Source organism: Mycobacterium sp. ST-F2 (assembly GCF_001905655.1).
Lineage (GTDB): Bacteria > Actinomycetota > Actinomycetes > Mycobacteriales > Mycobacteriaceae > Mycobacterium.
Window position 1 is genome coordinate 1 of sequence record NZ_JMHT01000082.1, and the last position, 19,725, is coordinate 19,725.

Genomic DNA, 19,725 nt, shown 5'->3' on the forward strand with positions numbered 1-19,725 from the left:
GACGGCGCCACCAACCCGATCCGGAGTTCGGCGGGCCCGGCCATCGTGAATTCGGGGTCGCTGGGCGCGAGCGGCACCGAGTCGGCCTGCTCAGTACCGACCAGCCGCTCACCGCGCGCCTTCAAACGCGTTCGGGTACGCCAGGTTTCACCACCGGCGATCAACACCACCTCGTTACGCCCCTGCTGAATATCCAGGCACGCCTGGTTCACCAGCGACTGCGGCACGTTGCCGCCGATCGGCGTGTACCGCGTGGTGGCGTTCGGGGCGCCGATGCGCTGCGCCAGCAGCAGACCCGGATCCCGGTACCGCACCGACAGCAGGTTGACGATCCGGACCGCGTCGACGGCCTCGAGGACTCGGGCCTCCGCCGCCTCCCGGGCCGCCGCCTCCATCAGATCGACCGGCTCGCTACCGGGGTTCTCGTCGTACTGGTTCACCTGGCCGTACCCGACGAGCACCGGTGTCCTGGGATCAAGGGGCATACGTCCACCATGGCGGCACCGGACCCGTGCTGTAAACGACCACCACGGAAACCCACACATGAGCGTTCGGGACATCCAGTCGTCCTCAGGTACTGCAGATGTCGCATGAGGAAACGTGCAGGTGTCGCACAATGCGATTTACAGGGCGGCCACCGACAGCATTGCATGGACCCTGACATGCAGAAGGGTGAACACATGACGATGAGCGTGGCCGATCGCGCCGAACTCGCCGCAGCCGTGAAAGACCTGCTCAGCGAGCATTGCACCGAAGCCGACGTGCGCCGGATCATGGGCACTGACGACGGATTCGATCGCGACCTCTGGCACAAGCTGGCCGCCCAGGGTGTCGCCGGCCTGATCATCGATCCCGAATACGACGGTGTCGGGCTGGGCGCACAGGAGCTCGAGGCGGTCGCCGAGGTCACCGGCGCCGCACTGCTGCCCGCCCCGTTCCTGTCGAGCGCGGTCTTCGCCACGGCGTTGATCCAGGCCGCCGGCACCGACGAGGACAAGGCGCGGCTGCTGCCGGGGCTGGCCTCGGGCGCATCGATCGCCACCGTCGCGGCTACCGGACCTCGCGGTACCTGGTCACCGGAAGGCATTGCGGTGCAGGCGGTTGCGCACGGCGCGGAGTACCGCCTCTCCGGCAACGCGCAGTACGTGCTGGACGGGCAGATCGCCGACGTCGTCATCGTTGTCGCGAAGACCGACGAGGGCATCGCGATCTTCGAGGTCACCCCGGACGCTCCCGGCTGCGACCGCACTGCCGCAACAGTTTTCGATCGCACGGTCCGGCTGTCGACCTACACCTTCGAGCAGACCCCGGCCCGCCGCATCGGCACCACCGGCTGGGCCGCCGTCGAACAGGCACTGTCACTCACGGTGATCGCCCTCGCCGGTGAGCAGGTCGGCGGCACCCGTCGCCTGTTCGACCTCACCGTCGAATACCTCAAGACGCGCATCCAGTTCGGGCGACCCATCGGCAGCTTTCAGGCCCTCAAGCACATGGCGGCCGACCTGCTGCTGGAAGTCGAATCGGCCACGTCGGCCGCGCAGCACGCGGCAGCGCAATTCGATGCCGACCCGGCCGGCGCCGACGGTGCCGTCGCGCTGGCCGGATTCGCTTGTGCGGAGGCCTATCACACCACGGCCATGCAGGCGATCCAGATGCACGGCGGCATCGGCTTCACCTGGGAGCACCCCGCCCACATGTTCCTGCGCCGGGCACGCACCGGCCGTCAACTGTTCGGCAGTTCACGTGATCACCGTGAGCGCTACCTCGCATCGAAGGGAGCCTGATATGACTCTGACCGCAGATGACCTGCGCACCGAGGTACGCGACTGGCTTGCGCAGAACTGGACCTCGCTGCCGCCGTCGGACGACCCGTGGGTCAGCTCCCCCGAGGAAATCGCCTGGCGGGAAAAGGTTCTGGACGCTGGGTACGCGGTACCGACATATCCGGCCGAATGGTTCGGCCGGGCCTACCCGAGCAAGCTCGCCGCGGTGATCCAGCAGGAATTCCGCGCTGTCAAAGCCCCGGGCGCGTGCCAGGACAGGCACAACATCCCGGCCAACACCCTGTTCGCATTCGGCTCCGACGAGCTGAAACATGAACTGCTGCGCGACTTCCTGACAGGCGCGGCCCGCACGTGTCTGCTCTACAGCGAGCCCGGCGCCGGATCGGATCTGGCCGGCGTCAGCACCACCGCGGTGCGCGACGGCGACCGCTGGGTCGTGAACGGCCAGAAGGTGTGGACCTCCGGCGCGGCGACATCCGAATACGGCCTGCTGATCGCCCGCACCGACTGGGATGTGCCCAAGCACAAGGGCATGAGCTACTTCATCATCCCCATGCGCCAGCCCGGTATCGAGGTGCGACCCTTAGTTCAGATCACCGGCGAAGCGCATTTCAACGAGGTGTTCATCTCCGATGCGACGGTACCGAACGCCAATCTCATTGGCGGAGAGGGCAACGGCTGGCGCGTCTTGCAGACCGCCCTGGCCTACGAGCGCTCCATCATGGGCGACGGCGGCCGCGGGTCACGGAACAAGTCCAAGGCCGACAGTCTCGTCGAACTCGCCCGCAGCCACGGTCGCCTCGATGATTCCGCGGTACGCGAGAAGCTGGCCGATGTGCTGGCGCTACGGGAACTCAACCGGCTGAACAATCTTCGCGCCAAGGCGGCCACCAGCCAGGGCACGTCGAGCTCGATCATGTCGCTGGGCAAGCTCGCGATGTCCCGCATTTTGCACTCCGAGGCGGCACTGAAGACCGAGATCATCGGAGCCGAGTCGCTGCTGGCGGGCCCAGACAACGCCGAAGCCGACGACGTGAACTTCCTGGCGCTCAACGCGTTCTTCACCTCGATCGGCGGCGGTACCGACCAGGTGCAGCGCAACATCATCGGCGAACGTGTGCTCGGTCTGCCGAAAGAGCCTGAGCCCGATCGCAATATCCCCTTCCGCCAGGCCCGACGGAGCTGACCGGCATGGCCTACGACCCACCCCTCGCCGGGGTCGAGATTCTCGATCTGACGGCCGGACCCATCACGGCCGTCGGTCGGCTCCTGGCTGATCTCGGTGCCCAAGTCACTGCGGTGAATCTGGCGGGCGTGACCGCCGGCGACACCGTCGGACCGCGGGTCGACGGCGTGCCGATCGGCACCGCCATCAATCGCCACGGCGTCCCGACGGTCGAGATCGACCCGTCGACGGCGGCCGGGCAACAGTCGTGGGCGGAGTTGCTGTCGACCGCCGACATCCTCATCGAGAACACCCGCCCGGGGTCGAGCGCCGAAGAGTCCTTGGCGGTCAAGCAGATTCATGCGGACCATCCGTCGTTGGTCATTCTGTCGATCAGCGACTTCGGCCGCGATACCAGTTACCGCGGGTGGCAGGCCACTACCCCCGTACTGCACGCGCTGACCAGTGAGCTGTCCCGGTCGGGCATCCCGGGACGGGCACCGCTGGTGCCGCCGAGTGCGGACCTGCCCTATCACGTCGCCGCCTCCCAGGCCGCGTTCTTCACGCTGAGCGTCTTTCTGGACCGCTTACGCACGGGCACAGGCGATCTCATCGATTTCTCTCTACTGGAGGGAGCGATGCAGACCCTCGATCCGCCGTTCGGCACCGCGGGCAGTGCGGCCGTGGGGGTCCCCATCAGCGAGCAGAAGCGCGACTGGATCGCCGAGCAGCAGCGCTACCCGATCTTCAAATGCAAGGACGGCCACGTCCGCATGTGTGTGCTGGCAAAACGCCAGTGGCAGGGCATGTTCGAGTGGATGGGGCGCCCGGAGGAATTCGCCGACCCGAAGTTCAACAGCCTCCGCGAGCGTTTCGCGTCCGCAACCCTGTTCGGGGCCATCGAGCAGTTCTGTTCCGACAAGACCCGCGCCGAACTGGAACTTGCCGGGCAACGCCACGGCGTACCGACAGCGGCGGTGTTGAGCCTGGCCGAGGCGCTGTCCACCGAACAGGTTGCCGCACGGGGCTTTTTCCGCGAGACAGAGCTCGCCCCCGGATTGTCGGCACCCGTGCCGGTCGGCGTCGTCGAGATCGACGGTCACCGGGCCAGCAGCGTGAACATCAACACAGCGAGTGACCGACGGCTCCGCGCCGCACCCACCCTCACCGCGCGCGACCGCGGCGACCTCGGGCTGCCCCTGGAAGGGGTGCGCGTGCTGGACCTCGGCGTGATCGTCGTCGGCAGCGACACCGGCCGCCTGTTCGCCGATCTTGGCGCCGACGTCGTCAAGATCGAGAACTCGGCCTTCCCCGATGGCCTGCGCATCAGCCTCACCCGCATGACGCAGGCCTACGCCGCCGGTCACCGCAACAAGCGGTCCATCGGCATCGACCTGAGGTCCGACGAAGGCCGGGCACTGGCACACCGGCTGGTGGCGCAGTCCGACGTCGTCCTGAGCAACTTCAAACCCGGCGTGGCAGCAGCACTCGGCATGGACTTCGCCACGCTGCAGCAGATCAATCCGGGCATCGTCGTGGTCGACAGCTCGGCGTACGGGCCCACCGGGCCCTGGGCGAAACGGCTCGGCTACGGACCGCTCGTACGCGCCGCGGCGGGCTTCACCGAGTTGTGGGCCTACCCGGACAACCCGGATGTCTTCTGCGACACCGTCACCGTCTACCCCGATCACGTGGCAGCGCGGATCGGCGCGCTGAGCGCCGTCGCCCTGCTGCTGCGCCGGGAACACAGCGGCGGTGGTGGAGCGGCGAGCATCGCCCAAGCCGAGGTCATGCTCAGCCACCTGGCCGACGACATCGCCGGCGAGGTGCTGACCAATCGCGGCCATGTATCCGATGACCAGCCGGTTCACGACGCACCGTGGGGTCTGTACCCCGGCTCTGGTGACGATGCCTGGGTCGCGGTCACCGTCCGCGATGACGCTGACTGGTCGGCATTGTGCGAGGTGATCGGCCGGCCGGATCTGCACACCGACCCGGATCTCGGCTCTCGGGCCGGGCGGGACCGGCAGCGTGCGCGGATCGATGAAGCCCTCGGCACGTGGACGTCCCAGCGCACCCCGGCGGACGCGATGACGCTGTTGCAGGCCGCGGGGGTGCCCGCGGGAGCCGTGTTCCATGCGGCCGAGGTCCCGACGTGGGACTACTACGTGGAGCGCCGGGCGTTCCGGGAGGAACTGCACCCGCATGGCGCCGCACCATTCATGATGGAGAACGTGCAAATCCATGCTGACCTCATCCCCGATCCCCCGCTGGGGCAGGCGCCCCTGCTCGGGGAGCAGACCCGCGAGATCGCCGCAGAGCTGCTCAGCCTGGACGACGAGCAGATCGATGACCTCATCGCCCGCGGCGTCCTCGAAGTACCTGCGGCAGTAGCACATTCGGGACGGTAACCGACACTCCCCATGGAAATCGATTTCACCCGGCTTCGCTACTTCGTCGCAGTCGCAGAAGAGCTGCACTTCAAACGGGCCGCCGACCGGTTGATGATCACCCCACCGCCGCTGAGCAAGCAGATCAAACTGCTGGAGCGCGAACTCGGCGGGGCGCTCTTCGAGCGGACATACCACGAGGTCCGCCTGACCCCGCTCGGCGCGCAGTTACTGGAGCCGGCGCGCGACATCCTGCGACGAGTCGACGATCTGAAAACCACCGCGTCACGAATCACGCAGGCGACCAACCCCATTCGCATCGGGGCGACCGCCTATGCGCCGTCGGATTTCCTGGCCAGATTCGAGCAGGCCATCGGCGGCCTCGCGATGCCCACCGAGTACAGCATGCCCGGGTCGGCGGCGGAGGTCATCGCCAAACTCGTCTCCGGGCATCTGGACCTGGGCCTGATCCATCTGCCGTCCGCGGACAAACGCATCCGGCACCGGGTGGTGGCGAGCTACCCGGGTGCTGCCGCGGTGCGTTTCGACGATCCGTTGGCCGCCAGCGACATCATCGCCATCGAGGACCTGCGTGAGCGCGACGTCGTCATCGACTTCGCACGGCCCAATCCCATCGTGCTGGCCCAGATGACGCGGGGTCTCAACGCGCGGGGCATCACGCGCATCGTGCGGACGGTCAGTCAGCTGGGCGGTGAGCTCGAGATGGCCAGCCACGTATTCAACCGGTACCTCGTGGCGCTGGTCAGTTACGCACCGGCGTCGACGCTCGGTCGCATCTTCTCCCCGCCCGAGTTCAAGCTGATCCCCATCGACGAAAGCACCTGGGCGCCAGCCAAAATCGCTCTGGCGTGGGCGCCGGACCGGCTGAGTGACCCGGCCGAGATCGAGGCTGTGGTGGACCAGTTGGCCACGGCCCTCGCCTGACTCTCGATCGGTGTCAGAGCTCGGCGGTAGGCTGCCTCGACGAACAACACTGTCCCCGGAAGGTTCGAAACCGTGCTCGACGCCGACGATGTGCGCCGCATCGCACTGTCCCTTCCCGAGACCCGCGAGAAGGAGCGGTGGGGCCATCCGACGTTCGATGTCGCGCGCAAGATGTTCGTCACCGTGCCCGACGATGAGACCTCGTTTGCGGTGCGCTGCCCCAGGTTTGACCGCGAAGAGTTGATCGCCGCGGAGCCGCACAAATTCTGGGTACCGCGACACGAAGCTGCGTCGTCGTGGGTACGGGTTCGGCTGGAGGCCCTTGACGACGAGCAGGAACTGACCGACATCCTCACCGATTCCTGGCGCCTGGCAGCCCCGTCCAGACTCACCGAGCCCGAGGAGTCCTGAATGCCGAAGGTGCATATAGATCGTCAGATCCGCGTGTGAGGCGCGCTGATTGCACAGTCGCGGCGACGTGTGGTTCAGCGATTTCGTGACTGTGCAATCAGACGGTCGAATCCGTGAAATCGGCGACCCGACGGCACAGTCGCGGCCCACTGCCTGCTGGGCACTCGACAAGCAAAAGCGTTGTGCGCGTTGACCGTGCGCTGGCGCTCACAAAGTTCGAGTAGCGAAGATCCTCATCGCACGCTCAACGCGAGGCCGACGTTCCGCACTACGCAGGTGACCGCTCGCGGGAGACCGTCAGACCCGCTGCGCCGCCCGGCCGAACACCATGGACTCTTCGATGCGGTCGAAACGGTGGTCGATGACGTCCAGCACGTAGTTGTGCCGGACATGCCACGGGCGATGCGTACCGGACTTGGGTAGGGCGTGGGGGTTGCGATTGATGTAGCCGGCGTCGAGGTCGAAGGTCTTCTTCTCGTCCATCGGCACATCACCCAGATGCGGGTACGCGTGGGTGTAACCGTGCGAATCCATGTACGCCACCAGCTTCGCGAAGGCCCGGGCCGTCATGTCGGCGCGCAGGGTCCACGACGCGTTCGTGTAGCCCAGGCACCACGCCATGTTCGGCACGTCCTCGAGCAGGAACTCCTTGTAGACGAAGCGATCGGACGGCGTGATCGGGACACCGTCGACGGCCAAGGAGATGCCGCCGAGGGCCTGCAACTCGAGCCCCGTAGCGGTGACGATGATGTCGGCATCAACGCGCCCACCGGATTTCAGCACGATGCCGGTCGCGTCGACGTGCGAGATGTGGTCGGTGACGACCTCGGCGCGCCCGTCCCCGATGGCGGTGAAGATGTCCCGGTCGAGCACCGCACACAGGCGTTGATCCCACGGGTCGTACTTCGGGTTGAAGTGCACGTCCACCGGGTAACCGGCCGGCAGCGCGGCCATGGCCCGGCTGCGGATCAGCCGGCGGCCACCCTTCGGGAACTTGCGCAGCAGGTTGTAGCTCAGCACCCCGATCAGCACATTACGGAACCACACGACGCGGTGAGCGATCTTGCGCGGCAACAGCTTCCGGATCAGGTTGACCATCGGATCGATCTGCCACTGGGACATGAGGTACGTGGGCGACCGCTGCAGCATGGTCACCTTCGCGGCAGTCTTCGCCAGGGCCGGTACCAGGCTGACGGCCGTGGCGCCGCTGCCGATCACCACCACCTTCTTGCCGGCGTAGTCCAGTGACTCCGGCCAGAACTGCGGATGGACGACCTCGCCGGCGAAAGTGTCGATACCGGGGAAATCCGGGGTGTACCCCCGGTCGTAGTTGTAGTAGCCCGTGCCGCAGAACAGGAATCGGGCGCGGTAGGACTTCGCCTCGCCGTCCTGCACGGTCTGCACCGTCCAGCTGTCGGTGGCCGAATCCCAATCCGCCGACCGCACATGGGTGTTGAACGTGATGTGGCGATCGATGCCGTGGGTGCGCGCCGCGGTGGTCAGGTATTCGCGGATGTGATCGCCGTCAGCGATGTTCTCCGGCCTGGTCCACGCCTGGTACGGGAAGCTCAGCGTGAAAATGTCACTGTCCGAACGAATTCCGGGATAACGGAACAGGTCCCAGGTGCCGCCGATGCGCGCCCGCCGCTCCAGGATCGCGTAGGTGACCTGAGGGTTCTGTTGGCGCAGTCGGTATGCGGCGCCGATGCCGGAGATACCGGCACCGATGATCAGCACATCGAAGAACTCGCCGTCGCTACCCGTCATGAATCTCCCTTGATCAAATCCGGTACCGCCGGTTCCACCTTAGGACATCGCGATCCTAGGCCGTCGAGCTGTGTGCCGACCCGACGAGCAGCGCCCGCAGATGCTGATTGACCTGGTCCGGCCGCTCGAGGTTGGCGCAGTGCCCGCCGCCCAGTTCGACGAACGACCACAGGTTCGGGACGTTCCGGGCGATCCGGCGGGACGCCTCGATGGGCAACAGCCGGTCCTTGGTGCTGCCGATGACCAGTGTCGGCACCGTGAGGTTGTCGAGGCCGATGTGATGAGCATCGAGGTTGTCCACCAGGGCGTTGACCCATCCGCTGCGACCGGCGGCGGAGGTGCCCATGAACAGCTCGTAGACGTAGTCGGCGACCGCCGGGTCGGCATCACGACCGACCGCGATCATCGCGACGAATTGGCGAGCTGCCTTGCGCGAACCCGGCACCAGAGGGGCGCCGCCGAAGGTCTTGAGGATGCGGCCGGCCGCGTAGGCCCGGGACTTCGCCAGGGAATTCGGCACCTGCGCCAGCTGGACCAGCTTGAGCAGGTCGCCGGTCGTGGTGTTGATGAGGGCGACCGCATGCGCGCAGTCCTTGACGCGCTGCGGGTACCGCTGCGCCCACGATGTGATGGCGATACCGCCCATCGAGTGCCCGGCGATCACGGCCCGCTCCCCCGGCTTCAGCGTCGCCGTCAATACCGCGTCGAGGTCAGCCGCCAGGAAGTCCAGGTTGTACTTGTTGCGGCCCTTCGGGGCGCCGCTCTGTCCGTGCCCGCGGTGGTCGTACGCGATGACCCGGTAGTCGGTCGCCAGATCCGCGATCTGGTTGCCCCACACACCGATGGCGCAGGTGATGCCGTGCGCGAAGACGATGGGCTGTCCGTGTTCGGGACCGAAAACCTCGGCGTGAAGCCGGGTGCCGTCGACAGCGGTGATCTCCATGGAGCGCCCTGGTGGCAGCGCCGCGGGACGCCCGGGTTTGACCAGCTGGGACTGTTGGAAAGCGGTCATGCTGCTCCGATCGGGTTCGGCGACGTTGCCGGCGGGACATCCCGTACCAGCAAGACTACCTAAACAACCAGCACGGGTTTGACGGCAAAACCGGCCTTGGCGTCGGTCCAGGCGTCGGCGAAGCTGCCGAACTGGTAAGTGCGTACCAGTTTGTCGACGGGCAACTCACCCTGCAGGACCAGTTCAGCGAGTCGCGGGATGAAGGTGTGCGGCTCACTGTCCCCTTCGATGACGCCCTGGACCCGGAGCCCGTTGGCCAGGATCAGGCCCACGGGCAGCTCGGCGGTCAGGGCACCCAGCCCGACGAGCGCGAGGGTGCCGCACTTGCGCAGCAGCGACAACGCCGTGCCGATGACGTCGCCGCGCGCGGTGGTGTCGACGGCCAGCGTCGCACCGCCCCCGGTGAGTTCCATGATCTCGGCCGGTAGCGTCCCCGATGCCGAGTCGACGGATCCGGTGGCGCCCAATTCCATTGCCAACGAACGTCGTTCGGCGATCGGATCGACCGCGACGATGGTGCGGCACCCGGCGATGCGCGCACCCATCACCGCCGAGAGGCCCACCGCCCCGGCGCCCCACACCACCAGCGCGTCGTCGGGTCCGGCCGCCAAGGTGTGCAGAACCGCACCGGCACCGGTCTGCACACTGCAGGCCAACGGCGCCGCCAGCGGCGCGTCGATGCCATCCGGCAGCACCACGACGTTGGACGTGTTGGCCAGCGCGTGGGTGGCGAAGCTCGACTGGCCGAAGAAGCCACCCCGGATCGGCTGACCGTCCAACCGCAGCGCGCTCGCATCGTCACCGCGGTCACCGGCCATGTTCAGGCGCGTCGCCTGGTCGCAGTACGCGGGCGTGTCGGAGACGCAGGCGGCGCACTGCGAGCAGCTGGCGAAAGTCAGGACGACCTGCCCGCCGACGTCGATGCGGGCGTCCGGCCCGGTCGCCAGGACGGTGCCGGCACCCTCGTGACCGAACACCATGGGCAGCCGCTTCTCCGGCCAGCGCGCCGCCGTGCTGATGTCCGTATGGCAGATGCCGACCGCGTTGATGCCGACGAGCACCTCGGCGCCCCGTGGCTCGCGGATCTGGACGTCGGTCAGTTCGGGGGTCGAACCCGCGCGAAGCAACACCGCGGCACGTGCGTCGATCATCCACGGATGGTAGGACGCCGGTAATCTGCGCCGAATGACCGGTATCGACACGCGTCAAGAGCGCCGGTGAAGCACCGTCCGCTGCCGGGATGGTCGGTCCCCGCCGTCTTCGTCACCGGTGCAGCCTCGCAGTACCTCGGCGCGGCGATCGGGGTGTTCCTCTTCTCGACGACGCAACCGGCCACGGTGGCGTGGCTGCGGGCCGCCGCCGGAGCACTGGTGCTGGCTGCATGGCGCCGGCCGTGGCGCGTGCGATTGACGCGCCGCCGCGTCGCAATCGCGACGATGTTCGGGCTGATCACCGTCGGCATGAACATCGCGTTCTACGAAGCGCTGGCCCGTATCCCATTGGGCACGGCCGTCGCCGTGGAGTTCATCGGGCCGACGCTGGTGGCCACGCTCGGATCCCGCCGACCGCGTGACATTGCCGCGGCCGTCCTCGCCGCCGGCGGGGTGGCGCTGCTGGCCGGTATCGAGTTCACCTCCGAACTCGCCGGTGTGGTCTGGGCGCTCGCCGCGGCGGCCCTGTGGGCGGGGTACATCCTGGTGGGCAAACGGGTGGCCGACACCCACGGCGGGCTGGACACCCTGGCCCTCGGATTGTCCACCGCGGCGCTCATTTTGGGCCCGGTCATCGTGCTGCTGCAGGCTCAGACGAACGCCGCGGTGTTCCTGGACCCGCGCACCTGGCTGCTCGGTGTCGGAGTCGGACTGCTCTCGACCGCCATTCCCTATGCACTCGACCAGATCGTCCTGCGCCAGGTCGGGCAGGCGAGGTTCGCGATCCTGCTGGCGCTGCTGCCTGTCACCGCCGCCGTCATCGGCCTCACGGTGCTCGACCAGATCCCGAGCGTCGGCGAGATCGCGGGCATCGGACTGGTGGTGGCCGGGCTTTTACTCGGTGCCCGGGACGCGTCCTGAGGTCGACATGCGACAGTGACAGTGACCCACCGGCAGGCCTACAGAACAGGACCCACCATGCGCGCCATTCAGATCGCCCGGTTGGACGGCCCCGAAGCCGCCGAAGTGAACGAGATTCCCGAGCCTGACGGCACCGGCGCCGTGGTGATCGAGGTGCACGCGGCCGGCGTCGCCTTCCCCGACGCCCTGCAGTCCCGCGGCCTGTATCAACACAAGCCCGAGCTGCCGTACACCCCGGGCGCCGAACTCGCGGGCGTCGTGCGCAGCGCACCCGATGGCGCGCATGTGGCGGCCGGTGACCGGGTGGCGGCCCTGACCATGCTGTCGGGCGCGATGGCCGAAGTCGTTGCGCTACCGGCCGATCGGGTCTTCAAGCTGCCCGACACCGTGTCGTTCGAGGCCGGCGCCGGCTTGCTGTTCAACGATCTGACGGTGCACTGCGCGCTGCGGACCCGCGGCCGCCTGACCGCCGGTGAGACGGTGCTGGTGCACGGCGCCGCCGGCGGCATCGGCACGTCGACCCTGCGGTTGGCCCCGGCGTTCGGCGCCGCCCGCACCATCGCGGTGGTGAGCTCGCAGGAGAAGGCCGAAATCGCCCGGGCGGCAGGTGCTTCCGATGTGGTGCCGGCCGACGGCTTCAAAGACGCGGTGCGTGAGCTGACCGGCGGCCGCGGTGTCGACCTGATCCTCGATCCGGTCGGTGGCGACCGGTTCACCGATTCTCTTCGATCGCTGGCTCCCGGGGGCCGGCTGCTGGTCGTGGGATTCACGGGCGGCGATATCCCGACGGTCAAGGTGAACCGCCTGCTACTCAACAACGTTGACGCGGTCGGCGTCGGCTGGGGTGCGTGGGCCATGACCCACCCGGGTTATCTCGCCGAGCAGTGGGAGGAGCTGGAGCCGCTGCTGGCGTCCGGCGCGGTGGTCCCGCCGGTGCCCGAGGTGTACCCATTGGAACGTGCCGCGGAGGCCATCGCATCGTTGGAAAACCGTTCTGCCAAGGGCAAAGTGGTCGTCAGGGTGCGCTGACGGGCAACACCAGCCGGGACTGCCCGCCGTCGCCGTGCGCGACGGTGTGCACCGACGGCACCATCCGGGTGGCGGTGCCCAGCGGGTCGCCGGTGCCCAGATTGCGCGCGAAGCGCGGGAAACAGCCGCCGGCGATCAGCAGCCGGATACGGTGCCCGGCGGCGAATCGGTAAGCGGTCGCGTCGAGTTCGAGGCGCAGGTGCGCCTCGGGTGCGTCCGCGGCGGTGAGCCGTAGGTATCCGTCGGTGACGTTGGTCGAATGTCCGTCGGGCGCAACGTCACTGATCCGCACGAACAGGTCGGCGTGCGGATTGTCGGTACGGTGGTCCAGTTCGACGTAGGGCGTTCCGATGACGTCGAGGTCGGCGGACAATACGGGACCGGTGAAGGCCAGGACGTCGGATCGCTCGGCCAGCTCGGTGTCGTCGATGTAACCGGACTTGCCGGAGACCAGAAGGCGCCCACCGACACTCGGCGTCGGGTCGGCCGGGTCATAGATGAAGGTCGACGGGGCACCGCTGTCCGGTGGGGTGTGGGCCAGCGCCGCACCGGGATGCAGGTGCCACACCTGCTCGTCGGCCGGCGGCGGCCACTCCTGCATGTCGAGCCAGTCACCGCCGGCGACGCAGATCCGCACCGGAGCCGCGGCGCGGCGCGAACCGTCCAGCCACAGCACGGATTCCTTGATGGCCTCGGTGCCGCCCGAGCCGTGGGTCCACGGCCCCACCGTCAGCGCCACCTCGATGCCGCGGGCCCGCAGCCGCCGGTACTGCTCCAGGGTCTGGTCGACAAACGCGTCCTGCCAGCCCGTGATGAGCAAAACCGGGCCGCGGAGGTTGTCGAGCGCCGCCGCGACGCCGGTCTCGGCCCAGTACGGCGACGATGGATCGGGCTGGTCGAGCCACCTGTTGAACCACGGCGTACGACCACCCAGCAGTTCGGCGGCGGCCGGATCGAGCGGCAGGGTCTCCAACACCGGCTTCAGGGTCCGCGGCGTCGCCATGCCACGCAGGATCTGACGGATCCAGCCGCCGCGGTGTTGCCAGGCCACCTGGTAGCTCCAGCCCAGGAAGTCGCCGAGTGCGAAGGATCCGGTGCTCCACACCGAATGACCGAAGTCGTGCGGTGCCATGGTGATCACGGAGGTGGTCAGGTCGGCGGGCTGGTCGACCAGGAGCGCCAGCTGGGTGAACCCGAGGTAGGACGCGCCGACGGTGGCGAATTCGCCTGCATACCAAGGTTGTTCGCGCAGCCACTCGACGGTGTCGGCGCCGTCGTCGACCTCATGCCGGCCCGGCTCGAACGCGCCGTCGGACCCGAAGGTGCCGCGCGTGCTCTGCAGCACCACGTGGAACCCCTGCCCGGCGTACAGCCCGGCGAACACCCGGGTGGGTAGGCCGTCACGGCCGTACGGCCCGCGCATCAGCAACGTGCCGGCCGGCTTGCGGGTCTTCGGCGCGTAATGGTCGGCCAGCAACACGGCGCCGTCGCGCATCGGCACCGGCAGCGACCGCTCGACCCGGAAGCTCCTGGCCCGCGGCAGACCCATGCGTCGGGTCAGTGCGCGGGCGCCGAGCCACGCCAGGGTGTCGCGTCGCACGTCGCACTCTCCTCGTCCTGCCGTGGGGTCTGCAGACCCATTTTCCACGGCCGCAGCACATCCACAGCAATCGAGGACCGGAACTGTGATCCGATCGACGGGGCTAGGGATCTGTGCACGATTTTCCGCGGCAGCCGCGGAAAATCGTGCTCAAATCGCGGGAGCCTGGGCTAGAAGGCCGCGGTCTCCAGCTCCATGACGTCGACGTCGAGCGTCTCGATGACCTCACGCACCGCGGACAGCAGCGGCAGCATGTTCTTGGCGAAGAACTTCGCGACGGCGATCTTGCCGGTGTAGAACGCCTGGTCGCGTTCGGTGGCACCGTCGAGCGCGGCGTGGGCGATGCCCGCGGCGTGGATCAACCGCCAACCGATCATCAGGTCACCGACCGCGAGCAGGAACCGCACCGAACCCAGGCCGACCTTGTAGAGCTGCTCGGGGTCACCCTGGGCGGCCATGAGGTAGCCGGTCAAGGTGGCGGTCATCGCCTGCACGTCGGCCAGAGCTGTTGCGAGCCTGTCGGTTTCAGGCTTGAGGTCCGGCCCCGCACCTGCGATGGTGGCCGTGATCTGGCTCGACACGTGCGCCAGGGCCGAGCCCTGGTCGCGGATGATCTTGCGGAAGAAGAAGTCCAGCGACTGGATGGCGGTGGTGCCCTCGTACAGCGCGTCGATCCGGGCGTCACGGATGTACTGCTCGATCGGGTAGTCCTGCAGGAACCCAGACCCGCCGAGGGTCTGCAGTGATTCGGAGAGCATCTCGTAGGCACGCTCGGAGCCGACGCCCTTCACGATGGGCAGCAGCAGGTCGTTCACCCGGTGCGCCAGGTCGGCGTCAGCGCCCGAAAGCAGCTGCGCGACATCGGCATTCTGATAGGCCGCGGTGTACAGGTAGACCGACCGCAGCCCTTCGGCGTAGGCCTTCTGCGTCATCAGGCTGCGCCTGACGTCAGGGTGTTCGATGATCGCCACCCGCGGCGCCGTCTTGTCGGCCATGTGGGTGAGGTCCGCGCCCTGGATGCGTTCCTTGGCGTAGGCCAGCGCATTGAGGTAACCGGTCGACAGCGTGCCGGCGGCCTTGACGCCCACTGTCATTCGCGCGTTCTCGATGACCTTGAACATCTGCGCGATGCCGTTGTGCACGCCGCCCACGAGGTATCCGATGGCAGGTTTCCCGTGGGCGCCGAACGTCAACTCGCACGTCGGCGAGGACTTGATGCCCATCTTGTGCTCGAGACCGGTGACGTAGACGCCGTTGCGCTCACCCAATTCGAGCGTCTCGGGATCGAACAGGAAATTGGGGACGAAGAACAAACTCAGGCCTTTGGTGCCCGGGGCCGCGCCCTCCGGCCGGGCCAGTACCAGGTGGAAGACGTTCTCGGCGGTGTCACCGACGTCGCCGCCGGAAATGAAGCGCTTGACGCCCTCGATGTGCCAGGTCCCGTCCTCTTGCGCGATGGCCTTGGCCCGTCCCGCCCCGACGTCGGAGCCGGCGTCGGGCTCGGTCAGCACCATGGTGCCGGCCCAGCCCTTGTCCATCGCCTTCTGCGCCCAGCGCTGCTGCTCTTCGGTGCCGACCTCGGCGAGCGAGTGGGCCATGGCAGGCCCGAGGCCGTAGAGGAAGGTCGCCGACGGGTTCGCGCTGATGAGCATTTCCTGGATCGCCCACACCAGCGCCGCCGGAGCCGGCGTCCCACCGGCCCGCTCGTCGAGGCCCAGGCGCCACCACTCGGCCTCTTTGACCACGCGCACGGTCTTGGACAGTTCCTCGGACACCGTGATCCGGTGTTCGTCGGGGAGGAATACCGGCGGGTTGCGGTCGGCCTCGACAAACGTCTCGGCCACAACGCCTTCCGCGAACCGCGCGACCTCGTCGAGCATCGAACGTGCCGTCTCGACGTCGAGATCGCCGTACCCACCCGCGTCCAACGCCGCACCGAGCGGCAACACTTCGAACAGATTGAACTCGATATCGCGCACGTTGGCGATGTAGTGGCTCACGTACCAAGGATTGGCGGCGGCGAGAACGTACGCAACCGTAAGTTGGGATTTGTGCGCGATCTTCCGCCGAACGCGCGGAAAATCGTTCACCCGCGTCGGCGGTTCGTCTGGAAAGATCGGGATCGTGTCTGGCGGCCACGACTACACCTCCCCTGACCTGGCACGCAGCGCCCTGGTGCTGATCGACGTGCAGAACGATTTCGTCTCCGGCCCGGCGCGGGTCGACGGCACCGCCGAGCGGGTTCCCGCGATGGCGCGCCTGCTCGGGGCGTTCCGCGCCGCGCACCGGCCGATCGTCCACATCGTGCGGCTCTACGTCCCGGGCGGCAGCGACGCCGACCCGCCACGCCGGGCCGCCATCGAGTCCGGGAAGCAGATCGCCGCACCACACACCGACGGCGCCGCCGTGCCCACCGAACTGCTGGCTCACCCTCTGGACTACGACTCGCTGCTGGCCGGCGGCACTCAGCACGCGGCGCCGGGCGAGGTCGTCATGTTCAAGCCGCGGTGGTCGGCGTTCTACCGCACCTCGCTGGACGAACATCTGCGCGATCTCGGGGTGAACACCGTCGTGGTCGCGGGCTGCAATCTGCCGAACTGTCCGCGCGCCACCCTGTTCGACGCCTCCGAGCGCGACTACCGCGCCGTGCTCGTCACCGATGCCACCTCTCAGGTGACGCCGGAGCGGTTGGCCGACCTGGCACTCATCGGTGTCGGAGCACTGAACACAGCCGACATCGAGCAGTTCTTCCAGGCCGCTGCGACGCCCGCGCCGGCCCAGTGAAGAATTCAGGGCGTGAGACCGCACAGTAAGACGCGCCCCTGACCGCCCTCGCGATCACCGCGGTGCTGCTGGCCGGCATCGCCGCCGGGGTGATCAACGCAGTCGTCGGCTCCGGCAGCCTCATCACCTTTCCCGTACTGATGGCCGTCGGCTACCCACCACTGGTGGCCAACATGTCCAACTCGGTCGGGCTGGTGCCCGGGAACTTCACCGGCGCCTACGGCTACCGGCACGAGCTCGGCGGCCAGGGACCCCGCATCGTCAGGCTCGGCGCGGTGTCCCTGGTCGGCGCGATCGTCGGCGCGGCCCTGTTGCTCAAACTGCCACCGGGTGCGTTCACCGAGGTGGTGCCGTGGCTGATCCTGCTGGCCGGCGTGCTGGTGTTGGTGCAGCCCCTGCTGCGCCGGGCCCTGGACGCGCGCCACGGCACGCAGCGGACCACCGACCACGCCGTACCGCTGTACCTGGGCATTTTCGGCTGCGCCGTATACGGCGGTTATTTCGGCGCGGCGCAAGGCATCATCATGATGGCCCTGTTCGGGCTGTTCGTGTCCGAAGATCTGCAGCGCCTCAACGGCGTCAAGAACATCTCTGTGGGACTGGTCAATTCGGTCGCGGCCATCATCTTCATCGTGGTCGGCCAGGTGGCCTGGTTGCCGGCACTGCTGCTGGCCGTGGGCTCCACGATCGGCGGATACCTCGGCGCGAAGATCGGACGACGCCTGCCGCCCAATGGGTTACGCGCGTGCATCGTGGTGGTCAGCGTCGTCGCGTTCACGGTCATGATGCTGCGGTAGTCGACCCATCGCCGAATTCGATACCGCCAACACGCAATAACGGACTTTTGGTATGTGAAGAATCCAACGCGCCGAACGCCACTAAACAGGCGAATGGGGTACCGGTGTGTCAGCATGGATCCGTGAGGCCAAGCAGAAGCAGAAGCCGAATCAGAAGTCTTGCCGCAATCCTGGTGGTACCACCAGGATTGCTGTCCGCAGCGCTCCCACCGATAGCACACGCCGCCGATTGTCCCGACGCCCAGGTCATCTTCGCCCGCGGCACCGATGAAGCACCCGGCCTCGGCGGGGTCGGGACGGCGTTCGTCAAATGCGCTGCGAACCGCCATCAGCCCGAAAACCCTTGACGTATATGCCGTCGACTATCCCGCGACCACCGACTTCCCCACCGCCATCGACGGAATCCGCGATGCCCGTAGGCAGATCGTGACGACCGCGGCGGCCTGTCCCCGGACCAAGATGGTGCTCGGCGGATTCTCGCAGGGCGCCGCCGTCGCCGGCTTCGTCACCGCGGGCGTCATTCCCGACGGCATCTCCGCCGCCGAAGTGCCCGCCCCCATGCCACCCGATGTCGCGGATCACGTTGCGGCCGTTGCCCTCTTCGGCAAGCCGTCCCCACGATTCATGCGGGCCATCGGCTCTCCCGCCGTCACCGTCGGCCCGGTGTACCAGCCCAAGACCACCGATCTGTGCGTCACCAACGACCTGGTGTGTGACGGACACGGATCGAGCTTCGATGCCCACAACGGTTACGTCGACAGCGGTTTGGTGAACCAGGGTGTCAACTTCGCGGTGAGCCAACTGCAGGCGGGGTGGGCGGCCGATGCATTGGCCGGACCCGCACCGTGGTCGACACCGGTGCAAGCCGCCGACCAGGCCGGGCGCGGTCAGTCCAGCCCGGCCGCGACGCCACCGACCACCGCAGCGCCCGCCCACATGCCGGCGAACGCGCCATGGCTCCCCGGGCCGCAGGAGGCAGCACCGTCCGCTCCGGACGTAACACCCCAGTAGCGGTTACCGGAACTGCACTCCGCGCCGTCGCACCCACCAGTCGGCGAACACGGTCCCGGCGATCCATACGGTGACCGCGATACCAAGGTGCACAGCGCTTTTGGTGTCGCGGCCGAGCACGGGACCGAAGACGTGGGCCACCGCCGTCGGCAGCGTCCGCCACAGCTCGCGGTGTTCGACGCCACCGATCGGGTCGGCGACGAAGTACAGCGCGTACGGCAGCGCCAACGACGACAACCAGAACGCAATACGGCGCCGGTCGTGGCGCTGCCCCCACCGCTGCCGCAGCGGCACTTCGGCGACCGGCAGCAGCACCGACACCGCGTTGCCCACCCCGAGCCAGGTCAGGATAGGGACCGCGACGTTCGGGATCGTCACACCGAGGCGGGCCGGGGATTCCAGCCAGAGCGTCAGCACCGCGGCGACCGCGAGCGTCGGCAGCCCGACGAGAATCAGCAGCGCAAGGTTCTTGTGCAGCAGCATCCGCCATGGCGCCACCGAATCCGTCAAGCCCTGTCGGACCCGATCATGGTCGGCACCAAGCACATTGGTCGTCGTGGTATCGGCGAGGACAAACGACGAGAAGTAGGTGCCGACAAGGATCACCCAGTCGTGATGATGTCGTCCCCCAGAGGTCAACGGCTGCACGGCAAGCCACACCAGGGCGAGCACAACGTTGGCCAGGACGCCCAGCAGCCAGCTGCGCGGCGGGGTGAAGGCCCACCGCACCTCCGACCACACCGCGGGCCACATCTTCACTCTCCACCGTCAACTCCCCGTCCCCCGCGGAGTGCGTGCGACGATACCGGGAACAACCTTGCCGTACCTGTGAGCGCAGTACCACCGACGGATCTGAACGGGAGCGAATGGCAGAACCGCACAGCACCGATCCCAGTGCGCACATTCAGTGAACCGCCCCGAGTTTGATGCACACCTTCTTTCGAGGGAAGGTTGTTCG

16 protein-coding genes and 1 pseudogene are annotated in these 19,725 nt (G+C 67.6%); 10 read left to right on the plus strand and 7 right to left on the minus strand.

The window, feature by feature from the left end:
* A pseudogene (locus EB75_RS26155) lies at positions 1-485 on the minus strand (acetyl-CoA acetyltransferase); the annotation flags it as partial.
* 195 nt (positions 486-680) lie between these two features.
* Here EB75_RS26155 and EB75_RS26160 point away from each other — a divergent pair.
* The 5 genes from EB75_RS26160 to EB75_RS26180 all read left to right on the plus strand — a co-directional run bounded on the left by EB75_RS26160 (position 681) and on the right by EB75_RS26180 (position 6,695).
* Positions 681-1,784, plus strand: coding sequence for an acyl-CoA dehydrogenase family protein (locus EB75_RS26160; protein ID WP_073698162.1), 1,104 nt, complete (start codon positions 681-683; stop codon positions 1,782-1,784).
* A 1-nt stretch (position 1,785) separates the two neighbouring features.
* On the plus strand, positions 1,786-2,970 hold the full coding sequence (locus tag EB75_RS26165) for an acyl-CoA dehydrogenase family protein (RefSeq protein WP_073698152.1): 1,185 nt from the start codon (positions 1,786-1,788) through the stop codon (positions 2,968-2,970).
* A 5-nt stretch (positions 2,971-2,975) separates the two neighbouring features.
* Positions 2,976-5,360, plus strand: a complete 2,385-nt coding sequence (locus EB75_RS26170; RefSeq protein ID WP_073698153.1) for a CaiB/BaiF CoA-transferase family protein — start codon at positions 2,976-2,978, stop codon at positions 5,358-5,360.
* 12 nt (positions 5,361-5,372) lie between these two features.
* Positions 5,373-6,284 carry a LysR family transcriptional regulator gene (locus EB75_RS26175; RefSeq protein ID WP_073698154.1) on the plus strand — a complete coding sequence of 304 codons (912 nt, stop codon included), beginning with the start codon at positions 5,373-5,375 and terminating at the stop codon, positions 6,282-6,284.
* 72 nt (positions 6,285-6,356) lie between these two features.
* Complete coding sequence (locus tag EB75_RS26180) at positions 6,357-6,695, plus strand: MmcQ/YjbR family DNA-binding protein (protein WP_073698155.1); 339 nt, start codon at positions 6,357-6,359, stop codon at positions 6,693-6,695.
* Positions 6,696-6,992: 297 nt separating this feature from the next.
* Here the strand turns inward: EB75_RS26180 and EB75_RS26185 are convergent, their stop codons facing one another.
* The 3 genes from EB75_RS26185 to EB75_RS26195 are packed head-to-tail and all read right to left on the minus strand — an operon-like array spanning position 6,993 to position 10,625.
* The gene (locus EB75_RS26185) at positions 6,993-8,462 is read right to left on the minus strand and encodes a flavin-containing monooxygenase (protein ID WP_073698156.1); all 1,470 of its coding nucleotides are present in this window, start codon (positions 8,460-8,462) and stop codon (positions 6,993-6,995) included.
* A 55-nt stretch (positions 8,463-8,517) separates the two neighbouring features.
* Positions 8,518-9,474, minus strand: a complete 957-nt coding sequence (locus EB75_RS26190) for an alpha/beta fold hydrolase (RefSeq protein ID WP_073698157.1) — start codon at positions 9,472-9,474, stop codon at positions 8,518-8,520.
* A 59-nt stretch (positions 9,475-9,533) separates the two neighbouring features.
* Positions 9,534-10,625, minus strand: coding sequence for an NAD(P)-dependent alcohol dehydrogenase (locus EB75_RS26195; protein WP_073698158.1), 1,092 nt, complete (start codon positions 10,623-10,625; stop codon positions 9,534-9,536).
* A 66-nt stretch (positions 10,626-10,691) separates the two neighbouring features.
* Between EB75_RS26195 and EB75_RS26200 the strand changes: the two genes are divergently transcribed.
* Positions 10,692-11,546, plus strand: coding sequence for an EamA family transporter (locus EB75_RS26200; RefSeq protein WP_083612578.1), 855 nt, complete (start codon positions 10,692-10,694; stop codon positions 11,544-11,546).
* Positions 11,547-11,603: 57 nt separating this feature from the next.
* Complete coding sequence (locus EB75_RS26205) at positions 11,604-12,575, plus strand: NADPH:quinone oxidoreductase family protein (RefSeq protein WP_073698159.1); 972 nt, start codon at positions 11,604-11,606, stop codon at positions 12,573-12,575.
* Here EB75_RS26205 and EB75_RS26210 read toward each other — a convergent pair.
* Complete coding sequence (locus EB75_RS26210) at positions 12,562-14,124, minus strand: CocE/NonD family hydrolase (RefSeq protein WP_073698163.1); 1,563 nt, start codon at positions 14,122-14,124, stop codon at positions 12,562-12,564. The genes EB75_RS26205 and EB75_RS26210 overlap by 14 nt on opposite strands.
* A gap of 221 nt (positions 14,125-14,345) precedes the next feature.
* Positions 14,346-16,175 carry an acyl-CoA dehydrogenase gene (locus tag EB75_RS26215; RefSeq protein WP_073698160.1) on the minus strand — a complete coding sequence of 610 codons (1,830 nt, stop codon included), beginning with the start codon at positions 16,173-16,175 and terminating at the stop codon, positions 14,346-14,348.
* A 124-nt stretch (positions 16,176-16,299) separates the two neighbouring features.
* Here EB75_RS26215 and EB75_RS26220 point away from each other — a divergent pair, with 124 nt between their 5' ends.
* The 3 genes from EB75_RS26220 to EB75_RS26230 all read left to right on the plus strand — a co-directional run bounded on the left by EB75_RS26220 (position 16,300) and on the right by EB75_RS26230 (position 18,767).
* Positions 16,300-16,959, plus strand: a complete 660-nt coding sequence (locus EB75_RS26220; RefSeq protein ID WP_083612581.1) for a cysteine hydrolase family protein — start codon at positions 16,300-16,302, stop codon at positions 16,957-16,959.
* A 62-nt stretch (positions 16,960-17,021) separates the two neighbouring features.
* Positions 17,022-17,756: a sulfite exporter TauE/SafE family protein gene (locus EB75_RS26225; RefSeq protein ID WP_083612580.1), complete on the plus strand. Its 735-nt coding sequence runs from the start codon at positions 17,022-17,024 to the stop codon at positions 17,754-17,756.
* A 267-nt stretch (positions 17,757-18,023) separates the two neighbouring features.
* Positions 18,024-18,767: a cutinase family protein gene (locus EB75_RS26230; protein WP_353651662.1), complete on the plus strand. Its 744-nt coding sequence runs from the start codon at positions 18,024-18,026 to the stop codon at positions 18,765-18,767.
* Positions 18,768-18,770: 3 nt separating this feature from the next.
* On the opposite strand, the gene EB75_RS26235 is transcribed toward EB75_RS26230, so the two are convergent.
* Positions 18,771-19,520: a hypothetical protein gene (locus EB75_RS26235; protein ID WP_073698166.1), complete on the minus strand. Its 750-nt coding sequence runs from the start codon at positions 19,518-19,520 to the stop codon at positions 18,771-18,773.
* Positions 19,521-19,725: the final 205 nt, after the last annotated feature.

Bases quoted from the DNA above. Each gene is read 5' to 3' on its own strand.
- EB75_RS26160 (WP_073698162.1), top strand. From the start codon at position 681: ATGACGATGAGCGTGGCCGATCGCGCCGAACTCGCCGCAGCCGTGAAA.
- EB75_RS26165 (WP_073698152.1), top strand. From the start codon at position 1,786: ATGACTCTGACCGCAGATGACCTGCGCACCGAGGTACGCGACTGGCTT.
- EB75_RS26170 (WP_073698153.1), top strand. From the start codon at position 2,976: ATGGCCTACGACCCACCCCTCGCCGGGGTCGAGATTCTCGATCTGACG.
- EB75_RS26175 (WP_073698154.1), top strand. From the start codon at position 5,373: ATGGAAATCGATTTCACCCGGCTTCGCTACTTCGTCGCAGTCGCAGAA.
- EB75_RS26185 (WP_073698156.1), bottom strand. From the start codon at position 8,462: ATGACGGGTAGCGACGGCGAGTTCTTCGATGTGCTGATCATCGGTGCC.
- EB75_RS26190 (WP_073698157.1), bottom strand. From the start codon at position 9,474: ATGACCGCTTTCCAACAGTCCCAGCTGGTCAAACCCGGGCGTCCCGCG.
- EB75_RS26195 (WP_073698158.1), bottom strand. From the start codon at position 10,625: ATGATCGACGCACGTGCCGCGGTGTTGCTTCGCGCGGGTTCGACCCCC.
- EB75_RS26205 (WP_073698159.1), top strand. From the start codon at position 11,604: ATGCGCGCCATTCAGATCGCCCGGTTGGACGGCCCCGAAGCCGCCGAA.
- EB75_RS26210 (WP_073698163.1), bottom strand. From the start codon at position 14,124: ATGGGTCTGCCGCGGGCCAGGAGCTTCCGGGTCGAGCGGTCGCTGCCG.
- EB75_RS26230 (WP_353651662.1), top strand. From the start codon at position 18,024: ATGAAGCACCCGGCCTCGGCGGGGTCGGGACGGCGTTCGTCAAATGCG.
- EB75_RS26235 (WP_073698166.1), bottom strand. From the start codon at position 19,520: ATGTGGCCCGCGGTGTGGTCGGAGGTGCGGTGGGCCTTCACCCCGCCG.